A 12,694-nucleotide genomic window follows, 5' to 3' on the forward strand; every position below is an offset into this window, starting at 1 on the left:
CGACCAGATCGTCGGTGAAGCGCAGATACGCGCCCTCCCACTGGTTGTTGCGCAGACCGACGAAGGCGATCGTGGCCACGATCGTGATCACCGCGAGCACGATCATGATCTCCGTGAGCGTGAAGCCCCTTTCGTCATGCGTTCGCGACGCATTTGATACTATGCAATCATTTCGTAGTATTTCGAATGATTGCGAGCGCGACCGCAAACCCCTGGATTGGGGGCATGCCTCCATCGCGTCATAGCCGCTAGATCGCATTCGAACGAGACAATCTCCGGCCTCGAAGAGCCGGGTAACCGGACATCATTCAAGCACCGTGCCCATGAATCGACTGTAATCCAGACTACACATCATGCAAATCTCTGCATCCGTTCACAGATCACACAAACACATGAGCGATTTTGTATCACTCGGCCGGATCTCGACCCTCAGGCCTGCTCGAGCAGCTTCTCGACCTCGACCGCCATCACAGCGCCCCACGCTGATCGCAACCCCGCCAAGACTGAGCGCGACAATCGCTCCCGTCGCGCCGAAGCCGAAGCTCGCAGCCCCAATACCAACAATAATGTCACCTATGACAAACAAAGCCGCGCCGCCGCCCGCCATGACTGTCCCGATGGCGTGCTTTTTCTGAGCCTGAGCCCGCTCTTTGGCCGGTCGCAGCCGCGCCCATTGAGCGACCTCGGACGGCGGAGCTTGTTGCCCGGGCGGCGGAGCCTGTTGCCCGGTGGATGGTGAGAGCGGCTCGGCCGCGGGCGCCGTCGTCGTGGGCGCCGTCGTCGTGGGCGCCGGCCTGGGGGCGCCGCGGTGGGCGGCTGCGCGCACCTCGGATCCGAGATCCGAGATCGCATCGTCGCTCGGCGGCTCCGCGAGCGCCAAATCGCCCACGCGCGGATTTCCCGAACTCGCTCGCGTCCGCTATTTTCGCGGCCCATGCCCCGCCGCGTCGCGATCTTCACCTCGTCCCTGCTGCTGCTCGCGTGCCACGCCGAGCCGAACATGCAGCCCAGCTCGACCGCAGTAGTCGATCCCGAACCCGAGCCCGAGCGCGAACCCGAGCACGCCGGCCCCTCGGTCGCCCGCGAGCCCCTCCCCCAAGAGGTCCACTTCACGGCCCTGCGCCAGCTGACCTTCGGTGGCGAGAACGCCGAGGCCTACCTGTCCTTCGCCGAGGATCAGCTGATCTTCCAGAGCACCCGCGACGAGCTCGAGTGCGACCAGATCTTCACCATGAAGCTCGACGGCTCCGGCCTGAGCATGGTCAGCACGGGCAAGGGCCGCACGACCTGCTCGTACTTTCTGCCCGGCGATCAGAAGATCCTCTACGCCTCGACCCACGCCGTCGCCGAGGGCTGCCTGCCGCCGCCCGATCGCAGCAAGGGCTACGTCTGGAAGCTCTACGACGAGTTCGACATCTACGTCGCCAACGCCGACGGCTCCGACGTCAAGGTGCTCTCGGCCTCGAAGGGCTACGACGCCGAGGCCACGGTCTCGCCCAAGGGCGACGAGATCGTGTTCACCTCCACGCGCGACGGCGACCCCGAACTCTACCTGATGAAGCCCGACGGCTCCGACGTCCGCCGTCTGACCCACGCGCCGGGCTACGACGGCGGGGCCTTCTTCAACGCCGACGGGACCAAGATCGTGTGGCGAGCCAACCGTCCCGAGGGCGAGGACGAGCTCGCCAAGTACGAGGAGCTGCGGACCGAGGGCCTGGTCCGACCCACCCGCCTCGAGCTGATGGTCATGAACGCCGACGGCTCGGATCAGCGCGCGATTACAGCCAACGGCGCCGCAAACTTCGGGCCCTTTTGGCACCCCGACAGCGAGCGGGTCATCTTCGCGAGCAACGTCGGTGATCCCGAGGGACGCAATTTTGACCTCTACATCGTCAACGAAAGCGCGGGTCCCGACCAAACAGCCGAGCGTGTGACCTTCAGTGATGAATTTGACGGCTTCCCGATGTTCACAGGCGATGGAACACAGCTGATCTTCGCGAGCAATCGCGAGCACGAGAACGAAGGCGACACCAACGTCTTCATCGCCGACTGGGTCGACTGAGCGCCGCCCGCCCACGCCCCCAACCTCTCGATCGACGAGTTCGAGCGCATCTTTGACACGCGGTTGACCGAAGCGGTCACGCGTGCGAACCAGGCTCCCGCGCCATGGTCCTCACACCGCTCGTGTGCGCCCTGGCGATCCAGATCGCGCTCGCGCCCCCCGAAAGCCCGCCGGAGCCTGGACCGGAGCCTGCCTACCGCACCGAGGTCGTCGTCGGCCAAGAGCGCGGCGACGGGCTCGCGGCCCAGCGCGCGCTGAGCCGACGCAACGTCGGCTTCGTGACCGCGATCGACCTCGAGCTCGAGCCCGGTCGCCCGCCCGCCGACGACCTCGCCCGCGTCGTCAGCCGCGCCCCCGGGGTGACCGTGCGCTCGATCGGCGGCCTCGGTCAGTTCAGCGCGATCACGGTCCGCGGCAGCACCAGCCAGCAGGTCCCGGTCTTCCTCGACGGCGCGCCGCTGACCGGGAGCCTCTCGGGCCTCGTCGATCTCTCGACCCAGCCCCTCGACGCCCTCGCCCGCGTCGAGCTCTACCGGGGCTACGTTCCGATCCGCTACGGCAGCGCGGCGATCGGCGGGGCCATGGATCTGGTCGGCGCGGTCCATCGCGGCCCGCCGAAGCTGTGGGTCGCGGGCGGCTTCGGCAGCTACCTCGCGCGCGAGGCCCGGCTCGGCTTCGCAGCCGCGGTGTCCAAGCGGGTCTCGATCGCCGCGCGCTTGGGCTACGCCGGGAGTCGCGGCGACTTCTTGTACTTCGACGACGGCGGCACCCCGCTGCTCGACGACGACGACGGGATGCTGCGCCGCGACAACAACGGCTACGATCGCCTGTTCGGCCAGCTCCGCGTCGACGCCCGCCGCGGCCGCCTCCGCGTGGCCCATCAGGACATCGCGTGGTGGAAGCTCCAGGGCATCCCGGGCACGGCCGCCGCCCCGAGCGGCGACGCGAGCCAGCGCAACGTCGCCGCCCGCAGCATCACCACGATCCGCAGGGGCCTGAGCAACCGCGCGGGCGTGCCGGGCCACGTCGAGTGGATCGGCAGCCTGGCGGTCGAAGATCGCGTGTTTCGTGATCGCGGCGGCCAGGTCGGGCTCGCGGCCGACGACGAGCACGCCCTGAGCGTCGACGGCTGGCTGTCCCCGCGCCTCCGGGTCCCGCTGTGGTCGATGGCCTGGCTCGAGCTCGTCGGCGAGCTCCGCGGCGAGTGGATCGACGTCGACGAGCGCGTCGGCGACGACGGGCCCTCCCCGGCGCTCGCGTCCGGCGACGCCACGCGCTCGCGCCTGTCCGCGGCCGCGGGCGCCGAGCTCGAGCAGTGGCTGTTCGAGCGGCGCTGGTCGATCGCCGCCGGGTTGCGCGTCGACCTCGCCGACAGCCGCTTCGCCGTGCCCGAGGGCGAGGGCGAGGTCGACGACCGCGGCGTCGATCAGCTCACGCTCGGGTTCTCGCCCCGCGTCGGGACCAAGATCATGCTCATCGAGGGCCTCGATCTGCGCGCCAGCGCCGGCCGCTACCTGCGCTTCCCCAACCTCAGCGAGCTGTTCGGCGACCGCGGCTACGTCGTCGGCAACGAGGGCCTGCGACCCGAGAGCGGGACCAAGCTCGATGGCGGCCTGATCCTCGATCTCGACCAGATCGGCGGCCGCGAGCTCGCGCTCTTCGCCCAAGTCGTCGGCTTCGTCACCTGGAGCGAGGATCTGATCCAGTGGGTCCGCAGCGGCCCGGTCGTGCGTCCGGTCAACGTCGTCGGCGCCCGCGTGCGGGGGCTCGAGTCGGGCCTGAGCCTGCGCGCCTTCGGGCGTGACCTCTCGGTCGACGCCGCCTACACCCTGCTCGACAGCCGCAACGACAGCCCCGAGCTCGAGCAGCAGGGCAAGCCGCTGCCCGGGCGACCGCAACACAGCGTGGTCCTGCGACCGGGCGGCGGCCACCGCTTCAGCGTCGGGCGGCGCGGCCTCGGCCTCGAGCCCCGCATGTTTTACGAGCTCGAGTGGATCGCCGGGACCTTCCTGGATCTCTCGGGTCGCGTCGAGCTGCCGCCGCGACTTCTCCACGGGCTCGGCCTCTCGCTGCGGATCGCCGATCGGGTCGAGCTGACCGTCGAGGGTCGCAATCTCAGCGCCCAAACCAGCGCGCTCATTCGCCCGGCGTCCGGGCCCTCGACGCCCTACCGAGCCGCGATCAGCGACTTCATCGGCTTCCCGCTCCCGGGACTGAGCGTGTGGGGCAGCGTCCGGGTCGAGCTCGGGGGCGCGTAGTAGGATGTCCTCGCTCGGGAGACCCACCCCACGATGTCCAGTTTCAGCGACTCCGACCTGCTCCTCCAGCGCTTCTACGGCCACGTCGACAAGCGCGGCGGCGACGTCTACTTGACCCAGCCCTTCGGCGGCGGCGCGGTCGTCGACTACAGCTTCGCCGAGGTCTTCGACCAGGCCGCGCGGATGGCCGCGCACATCGAGAGCCTGGGCTTCGAGCCTCAGTCGAAGATCGCGATCATCTCGAAGAACTGCGCCCACTTCATCATGGCGGAGCTCGCGATCTGGATGGCCGGCCACGTCACCGTCGCGCTCTACCCGACCCTCAACGAGGGCACCGCCCGCTACATCCTCGACCACAGCGACTCGCGGCTGCTCTTCGTCGGCAAGCTCGACACCTGGCCCGAGCTCGAGCCCGCCGTGCCCGAGGACCTGCCCTGCATCGCGTTCCCGCTCGCGCCCAAGACCAGCTTCACGACCTGGGACGAGATCACCGCCAAGACCGAGCCGGTCGCGGGCAAGCCGACCCGCGCGGCCGACGACGAGTCACTGATCATCTACACCTCGGGCAGCACGGGCACGCCCAAGGGCGTGCTCCACAGCTTCCGCACGATCTCGGTCCCGACCAAGGGCTTGATCAAGCAGCTCGGCCTGAGCCAAAACGAGCGCCAGCTCTCGTACCTGCCCCTGGCCCACGCCATGGACCGCTGGCTGTCGGGCTGCGTGTCGCTCTCGATCGGCTCGCACGTGTTCTTCGCCGAGTCGCTCGAGACCTTCGTCAAGGATCTCAACCGCGCCCGGCCGACGCTGTTTCTCTCGGTCCCCCGCCTGTGGCTCAAATTTCAGCTCGGCGTCTACGCCAAGCTGCCCAAGAAGAAGCTCGACCTCCTGCTCAAGATCCCCTTCATCCGGGGCAAGGTCAAAAAGAAGGTCCTGACCACCCTCGGCCTCGACAACGTCCGCATCGCCGGCAGCGGCTCCGCGCCGATCCCCGCCGAGCTGATCCAGTGGTACCGCGACCTCGGGCTCGAGCTGCTCGAGGGCTACGGCATGAGCGAGAACTTCAACTACTCGCACCTGACCCGGCCCGGCCTCGGCCGCGCGGGCTACATCGGCAACACCTACGACGACGTCGACTGCAGGCTCTCGGACGCGGGCGAGATCCTGGTCAAGAGCCCGGGCACCATGGTCGGCTACTACAAGGCCGAAGAGCTGACCAAGGCGGCGTTCACCGACGACGGCTACCTCAAGACCGGCGACCGCGGCAGCATCGACGAGAAGGGCCGGCTCAAGATCACCGGGCGCGTCAAGGAGCTGTTCAAGACCAGCAAGGGCAAGTACGTCGCGCCCGCGCCGATCGAGAACATCCTCAACAACGACCCCAGCGTCGAGCTCTCGCTGGTCTCGGGCTCGGGCATGCCGATGACCCACGCGGTCTTGCAGCTCAGCGAGGAGCTCCTGCCCACGCTCGACCAGCCCGGCGTCAAGGACCGGATCACCGCGCAGCTCGAGCAGCTCCTCGCCCACGCCAACTCGGAGATCGAGTCCTTCGAGGTCCTCGGCTTCCTCGTCGTGGCCAAGGATCGCTGGACGATCGAGGACGGCCAGCTCACGCCAACAATGAAGATCAAGCGCGCGACGATCGAGGAGATGTACGGGCCCAAGCAAGACGCCTGGTACGCCTCGAAGTCGAAGGTCATCTGGGAAGACTAGTGCGCGCCAAGATCTGCTGGCTGCTGCTGCCCCTCGCGAGCGCGTGCGGCCCCGAGCCGGCCCCGACCCGCGCGCCCCCGCCACGGATCGAGGCCGCGGTCGAGCCCGGCTACCCGGCCCTCGACGCGTCCTGTCGCGGCCCGGTCGCCGAGCCCACCCACCTCGTCGTCACCAGCACCGACTTCAACACCGGGGCCGTCGGCCTCGTCGAGCTCGCGGCCCGCCGCGTCGACGCCGATCTCGCCCTGGCGTCGACCGACGCGGTCGCGGTCGTCGACGGCGGGCGCGTGTTCGTGATCAACCGCTTCGGCTTCGACTACGTCGACGAGCTCGACGCCGATGACGGGCTCGCGCTGATCCACGAGTGGCCGATCCTCGCGGCCAGCGTCGACGCGCCGAGCAACCCCCACGCGCTGGCCCTCGACCCCGAGGGCCACGCCTGGGTCTCCCTCCACGGCGCGCCCGAGCTCCAGCGCTTCGCGTTCCCGACCCTGGCCAACGCCAAGGTCAACGCCGAGCTGGCCCTCGACCTGTCGAGCTTCGCCGACGCCGACGGGATCCCCGAGCTCAGCCTCACCCTCGCCTGTGGCTCGCTGCTCTTCGTCTCGGCCGAGCGCGTCGATCGTGACGCCTGGGTCCCCGCCGAGCAGACCGTGCTGATCCCGCTTCGTGCGGCCGCCGAGCCCTCGCTGTTCGAGTTCGACGCCGCGAACCCCGGCCCTGACGGGATCACCCTGCTCGGCGAGGGCGTCGGGCCCTGGCGCCTCGATCCGGCCGACCCCGACGGGCACACGCTCCTGCTGCTCAACTCCGGGCTCGAGCGCGTCGACCTCGCGAGCGGAACCAGCGAGTGGGTCGTCGATCAGCAGGTGTTCGCCGACGCGGGCTACGGGCGCCTGCAGCTGTCGGGCTTCGACCTCGACAGCGCGGGCCGACCCTGGATCAGCGCCGCGAGCGAGAACTTCGCCAGCTTCCGGCTCTTGCGTGTGGACCTCGACGGCGGGCCCGACCCCGTCTTGATCACCGAGGTCGAGGGCCTCGACAGCGTCAGCGGTGCGCTCGAGATCGTCGGCGACGAGGCATGGTTCGCCGACACGACCCTCGGCGCGTCGGGCCTGCGGGTGTTCGATCTGAGCCACAGCCCCGTCGTCGAGCTGCCGGAGTCCCCCCTCGCCGTCGGCCTCCCGCCGCTCAGCCTCGCCCCCTTGTAGTCTTCAAGGGGCCTTTCGAAAGGCCCCTCGCTCCGGCGGCAAAGCCCCCTCCGCTCACCCCAAACGCTCGCCTCTCGGCTCGTGCTCCTCTTCAAGGGGCCTTTCGAAAAGGCCCCTCGCTCCGGCGGCAAAGCCCCCTCCGCTCACCCCAAACGCTCGCCTCTCGGCTCGTACTATTCTAGCGCTCGCGCGATCACCCGCTCGACCGGCGAGGGGTCCGCGCGGCGGTGGTCGAGCGGCGCCTGGAGGTAGACCATCGGGTTGCCCAAGAATCGGATCCGCGTCGAGGGGTTGGGCGAGGCCGAGTGCAGCATCAGCGGGTGGACCAGGAGCAGGTCGCCGGCCTCGCCCGTGACCTCGAAGAAGCGCTCGCAGGTCCGGGTGATCGCCGAGCCCGCGTCGTCGTGACAAAAATCGACGCCCTCGGGCGCAGCCGCGAGCGCCCGCGCGACCTTGGCTGGCGAGTCGAGGGCCAGCCAGCTGTTGCCGCCCGCCGAGCTCAGATCCGAGAACAGGATGAACACCAACAAGCCCGTGCGCAGCTCGTCGATGCGCGTGTGGGTGCTCGGGGAGTCGAGGTGCCAGCTCTCCTGATCGGGCTCCGGGACCCAGTCCCGCAGCGGCTCGCGGTAGGGGTACTGGGCGATCAGGTTGCTCGTCCACGAGCGCGTCCGGACCCGGGCGGCGTCGCCGAGCAGCTGAAACACGGCCCGCTCGGCGAAGGGCGAGAACTCGCTGATCGTGAACGAGCGCTCGCCGAGGACGTCGAGGCGACCCTGCGGCCAGGTCTTGGGATCTTCGGGATCGTAGCCCCGGAGCTTGGCGGCGCGACGCTCGACCTCTCGGCCGCCGAGCCAGCGGGCAGGATCCTCGCGCAGGCGTCGGTGGGCGCTGGCGACGATCGACTCGGCCAGCGCGCGGGGAAAGGCCCCGCGCAGGTGGACGTAGCCGTCGGCCATGAAGCCCTCGATCTGCGCCGCGTCGAGCGAGCGCCCGCTCGCAGCTCGGTGGGCGCCCCTGCCCTTTCGGCCCCGCTCGATCGAGCGCAGCAACAGCTGCGCGGCCTTGCCGAGATCCACGGCGTCGGCGGCGTGGGTCGCCCGGGCCACGGCTGGGTCGGCGAGGTGGCGGAGCCTCGCGGTCCCGGGGTCCTCGCCGGGCTCGCGGACCGTGCGGTAGCTGATCGGGCTCGACGAGCGATCGGCCGTCAGCAAGGTCCGCGCGCGCTCGCAAATTCGACCGAGCTGGGCCCGGTCATCGATCATGCCGCCGTCGACCCACAGCGGCAGCGCGAGCTCGCGGGCCGCGTCGGACAGCAGCCCCGGCGCGAGGGCGTAGAGCTCGACAAAGCGCCGGCCCGCGCTCGGGTCCGCCTCGCCGCGCGCGCTCGCCACGAGCGCGCGGAGGAGCTCGGTGATCGCGTTGTCGGGCTCGCGCTCGGCTGCGCGGGCGAGCGCCTCGCTCGCGGCGTCGAGATGCCGGGCCCGCTCACTGGCCTCGGGGTCGAGGCGCGTCGCGAGCTCGAGCAGCGCCTCGCCGCGGACACGCCACGCCCGCGCGCTCGCGCTCGCGTCGAGACGCCGCCGCGTGACCGCCTCGAGCTCGCCTCGCGCCAGCGCCAGCGCCATCCGCTCGTCGAGCGGGCCCGTGTCGTCGCCGAGCAAGCGCGCGGCCTCGTCGAGGCGACCGCAAACCATGGCCAGCCGCGCGAGCAAGCCCCGAACCACGACCGAGCCAGGCGCGCGAGCCTCGAGAGCCTCGAGCCGCGCGCCCACGTCCTCGGGTCCATGCTCGCCCAGCCGGGCCCACGCGCGCTCGCCCTCGGCCTCGACCGACGCCCCCGGACGAGCCCCGCGCGAGGCCTGCAGGCCCTGGATGTGCGCGCGAAGATCTCGAACCCCGAGCTCGGCGAGCGCACGCTGGGCCTCGCGCTGGTCCGCCGTCCACCCGAGCCGCGCGGCCCGGGCAACGAGCACGCGCAGGGTCTGAGCGGCCATGTAGCGGTGACGCCGGGCCACGCCCTCGAGCAGCGCCAGCGCGCGATCGTAGTCACGCGTGACATAGAGGATCAGCGCTCCGGTCAGCTCGACGAGCTCGTGGGCCGGGACCTTGGCCAGCGCCGCGTCGACGTCGGCCCGAGCCCGCGCCAGCGCGCCGCGCCGACACCACGCGATCGCCCGCAAGATGTAAGCCCGGGTCCCGAGCTCGTCTTGGATCTCCTGCGACAACCACGAGTCGAGCTCCTCGACGCTCGCCCGAGCGAGCGCGCGCAGCTCGTCCGCTCCCTGTGAGGCCGCCACGCCACGATGGTCGCCAAGTCTGCCGCCCAGCGCCAGGAGGTCAGGAGGTCAGGAGGCCAGGAGGTCAGTGGACCGCAGCGACCGCGTCGAGATCGAAGCCGCCCGCGCCCTGGTTGCCCGGGTCGCAGTAGCTGATCTCGCCCTTCGAATCCCAGTACTCGCTGCTGCGGTCGAGGATCCGCACGAAGCGGACCTCGGCGGGCGCGTCGGCGAGCGCGCTCAGATCGAAGCCGTCCCCACCCGCGCGGGCCGGATCCGTCGGATCGATGTCGGCCCCGGGCAGCGCGAGGGTCGGGCTCACGCCTGCGCAGCCCTCGAGCGACTCGGGCGCACACGGGAACACCGACCAGCGCTCGCCGTCGGCGCTGACGGCGACCTCACCGGGCTCGGGGAAGTCTTCGGTGAACGGGTTCTCGAACACGATGAAGTCGACGCCGGGCCGATCGACGATCCCCGGCGGGTCGAACTCGACCACGATCGAGCCGCCGCAGCCGAGGCTCGCTACGTCGTAGATCCCACCCGGCGGCCCGAGGACCACGTCCGGGAGCCCCTCGTGGCCAAAGGTGGTGGCCTCGGCTGGCGTGAACTCCACGACCGCGTCGGCGTAGGGATCGCTCCCCTCGTCATCGGCCGTGCACGCGCCCAGCTGCGCGAGGGTGATCAGCAGCACGATCGTCGTGGGCCTGAGTGTCGACATGGAGCCTCGCTCGGAGCGCGAGCGCTCCTCGATAGCGCCGCACCGAACGCCCGTCAACGACGCTCCCAACCATCGCCTGTGCTAACGTCCCGAGCGTGAGCACGGGTGGCGTCCCAGCCAGCGCCCTCCCGAGCTCGTCGACGAGGCCGTGTCCATCGCGATGGAGCTGATCGAGGGCCCGACCCTCGACTTCCAGATCGCCGACGCGGTCGCCAAGGGCCGCCTGCTCCCGCCGCCCAGCCACGCCCACGTGCCCGGGTGGATCCGCGACCTGCTCGAGCGCGGGCTCGCCAGCAGCCCCGAGCAGCGCCCCCTTCAATGCGCTCGCTCCTGGCCTCGCTGCTGTTCAGCTTCAAGATCATGCGCGGCCTGGCCTCGGCGCGCGTGACAACGATAAGGTGGCTCCAGTGAGCCCCGAGCCCGCAGCCCAGGAAGACGCTCCGATCGGAGAAGAGCTCGACAAGATCGACCTCGCGCCCGGGACGATGATCACCCAGTCGAAGGCCTACAAGGTCGTCGGTCACCTCGGCGAGGGCGGCTTCGGCAAGGTCTACAAGGTCTTCGATCCCATCATGAACCGCTACGTGGCGCTCAAGATGATGAAGATGAACGTGCCCGAGGAGGAGCGTCGCCGCTTCCGCCAAGAGGCCCGCCTGTGCGGCACCTTCATGCACCCCAACCTCATCCGCACGCTCGAGGTTGGCACGACCAAAGAGCAGGGGCTGTTTTGGTTTGCGATGGAGTACCTCGAGGGCTCCGATCTGCTCGGGTACTTGAACCGCGGCCAGACCCTGACCTTCCCCCAGCTGCGCGAGGTCTTCACCCAAACCCTCCACGCCCTGACCCACGTCCACGCCCGCCGCTTCGTCCACTGCGACATCAAGCCGGCCAACATCTTCGTGGCCACGGACCTCTACGACCCCGGCCTCCGCCTGGTCAAGCTGATCGATTTTGGCGTCGCGCGGGATCTATCCGACGACAGCCCGCCGCCGAGCCGCCGGATCATGGGTGATCCCTTCTACATGCCGCCGGAGCAGACCTACGCCAACCCGACCCTCGACGCCCGCTCCGACCTCTACGCCCTCGGCATCACCTTCTACGAGCTCGTGACCGGCGGCCATCACCCCTTCGAGGATCTGTTCGAGGAGCACCCCCGCGAGGCCCTCCTCGCCCAGCGCGAGCGCATCCCCCAGCCGCCGAGCACCTTCATGGGCCCCGACGTCGACCCCGAGCACAAGAGCGACGTCGACGGCTTCTTTGCGACCGCGACCGCCAAAGACCCCAACGAGCGCTTTCCCAGCGCCGAGATCATGAGCCGCGCGCTCGCGCACGTCGTCGATCCGCAGCCCGCCTCCTGAGCTGCTCGCTCCGCGCGCGGCCCGTCCGTGGGCGCAGGAAAATCGACCGTCGAGGGCGTGTCCCGAGCCCTCTTCTGGCAGGCCACGCAGCCCGGGCTGCTAGAGCTTGGTGAGCTCGCCGGTCTTGGGCGCGACCTCCCACTCGCCGCCCGCGGCGTCGACGATCTTGACCGGCTTCTTGGTCACCGTCGCAATCGCGACCGCCCGCGCGACGGTGCTCGGACCGACCGACTGTGCTGAGGTCGTGAGCGGCAGCTTGCTGGTCGCGTCGCCCGCCAGCTGCAGCTCCGACTTGACGATCTCGACCGGCTGCTTGCGCTTGCTCGGATCGTGAACGGTGTACTCGATGTCGGGCGACTGGTCGTCGGCGCCGATCATGTAGACCCGGGTCTGGCGCAGCCCCGTCGGCTCCCCGCCAGCGACGACCTGCTCACGAAAGGTGTAGGCGACCCAGCGGGCCTCGGGGTACTCGGCCGCGGCGGCGCCCTGGGCGACGAGCAGCGCGGCGATCGTCCGGCGCTGCTCGCCGTCGGGCTTGCCGTCGAGCTCTTGCGGATCGAGGGCTTCGTCGGGATCGAGGGTCACCGACGCGATCACCCAGTTGCGGGCCTCGCTGGCGCTGGCTTGACCGTCGGCGAGGTCCTCTTCGTCCCACCGGTAGTACGCGACCTGGCCCGAGCTGCCGCCCGGATCGACCGACGCGATCGAGACGAACTTGGCCGCGGTCACCCCGACGAAGCCAGCGAACGCCCGATCCCCGAGACGCATCGCCCGCTGCATCCGCCAGATCGTCATGCCCCGCGCGTGGACCCCGGCGAGGTCGCCGTCGTCGAGCGCGAACGGGATCGCCGCCATGTCGGCCGACGACGCGTCCTCGTAACCGGGCACCGTCACCTCATCGGGGCTCGCGTTTGAGCCCCCACCACCCGACTTGTCGCAAGCGGACACGCCAAGCAGCATCGAGACCGCGAGGATGGAGACCTGGCTTCGGCGCCACACAAACCCAAGCGTATCTTTCTTTAGACCCCCCCGGCCACCTTAGACTCTGCCACGCACTGCCGCTGCGCGGCAGGTCGCGCCCTCGCTGCGCTCGGTCGC

10 protein-coding genes are annotated in these 12,694 nt (G+C 70.0%); 6 read left to right on the top strand and 4 right to left on the bottom strand.

Annotation, left to right across the window (positions count from 1 at the left end; genetic code table 11):
- Window positions 1–259 (bottom strand): type II secretion system protein (locus ENSA5_RS39650; protein WP_146155215.1); only part of this gene is annotated, 259 nt, incomplete at its 3' end.
- Window positions 260–934: 675 nt separating this feature from the next.
- Here ENSA5_RS39650 and ENSA5_RS01940 point away from each other — a divergent pair.
- The 4 genes from ENSA5_RS01940 to ENSA5_RS01955 all read left to right on the top strand — a co-directional run bounded on the left by ENSA5_RS01940 (window position 935) and on the right by ENSA5_RS01955 (window position 7,241).
- On the top strand, window positions 935–2,062 hold the full coding sequence (locus ENSA5_RS01940; protein ID WP_106389845.1) for a TolB family protein: 1,128 nt from the start codon (window positions 935–937) through the stop codon (window positions 2,060–2,062).
- A gap of 104 nt (window positions 2,063–2,166) precedes the next feature.
- On the top strand, window positions 2,167–4,320 hold the full coding sequence (locus ENSA5_RS01945; protein WP_106389846.1) for a TonB-dependent receptor plug domain-containing protein: 2,154 nt from the start codon (window positions 2,167–2,169) through the stop codon (window positions 4,318–4,320).
- Between the two features lie 33 nt (window positions 4,321–4,353).
- On the top strand, window positions 4,354–6,030 hold the full coding sequence (locus tag ENSA5_RS01950) for an AMP-binding protein (protein ID WP_106389847.1): 1,677 nt from the start codon (window positions 4,354–4,356) through the stop codon (window positions 6,028–6,030).
- Window positions 6,030–7,241 carry an NHL repeat-containing protein gene (locus ENSA5_RS01955; protein WP_106389848.1) on the top strand — a complete coding sequence of 404 codons (1,212 nt, stop codon included), beginning with the start codon at window positions 6,030–6,032 and terminating at the stop codon, window positions 7,239–7,241. The genes ENSA5_RS01950 and ENSA5_RS01955 overlap by 1 nt, the downstream gene beginning before the upstream one ends.
- A gap of 173 nt (window positions 7,242–7,414) precedes the next feature.
- On the opposite strand, the gene ENSA5_RS01960 is transcribed toward ENSA5_RS01955, so the two are convergent.
- Window positions 7,415–9,541, bottom strand: a complete 2,127-nt coding sequence (locus tag ENSA5_RS01960; protein ID WP_106389849.1) for a phytanoyl-CoA dioxygenase family protein — start codon at window positions 9,539–9,541, stop codon at window positions 7,415–7,417.
- Between the two features lie 64 nt (window positions 9,542–9,605).
- Entirely contained in the window at window positions 9,606–10,238 is a 633-nt protein-coding gene (locus tag ENSA5_RS01965) for a cell surface protein (RefSeq protein ID WP_106389850.1), read from the bottom strand.
- Between the two features lie 148 nt (window positions 10,239–10,386).
- Here ENSA5_RS01965 and ENSA5_RS35465 point away from each other — a divergent pair, with 148 nt between their 5' ends.
- Together ENSA5_RS35465 and ENSA5_RS01970 are read left to right on the top strand one after the other, a co-directional pair.
- Entirely contained in the window at window positions 10,387–10,626 is a 240-nt protein-coding gene (locus tag ENSA5_RS35465; protein WP_146155216.1) for a hypothetical protein, read from the top strand.
- A gap of 19 nt (window positions 10,627–10,645) precedes the next feature.
- Entirely contained in the window at window positions 10,646–11,596 is a 951-nt protein-coding gene (locus tag ENSA5_RS01970; protein WP_106389851.1) for a serine/threonine protein kinase, read from the top strand.
- 99 nt (window positions 11,597–11,695) lie between these two features.
- On the opposite strand, the gene ENSA5_RS01975 is transcribed toward ENSA5_RS01970, so the two are convergent.
- Entirely contained in the window at window positions 11,696–12,484 is a 789-nt protein-coding gene (locus ENSA5_RS01975) for a hypothetical protein (RefSeq protein WP_146155217.1), read from the bottom strand.
- Window positions 12,485–12,694 lie beyond the last annotated feature (210 nt).

The sequence above is a fragment of the Enhygromyxa salina genome (assembly GCF_002994615.1).
GTDB classification, from domain to species: Bacteria; Myxococcota_A; Polyangia; order Nannocystales; family Nannocystaceae; genus Plesiocystis; species Plesiocystis salina_A.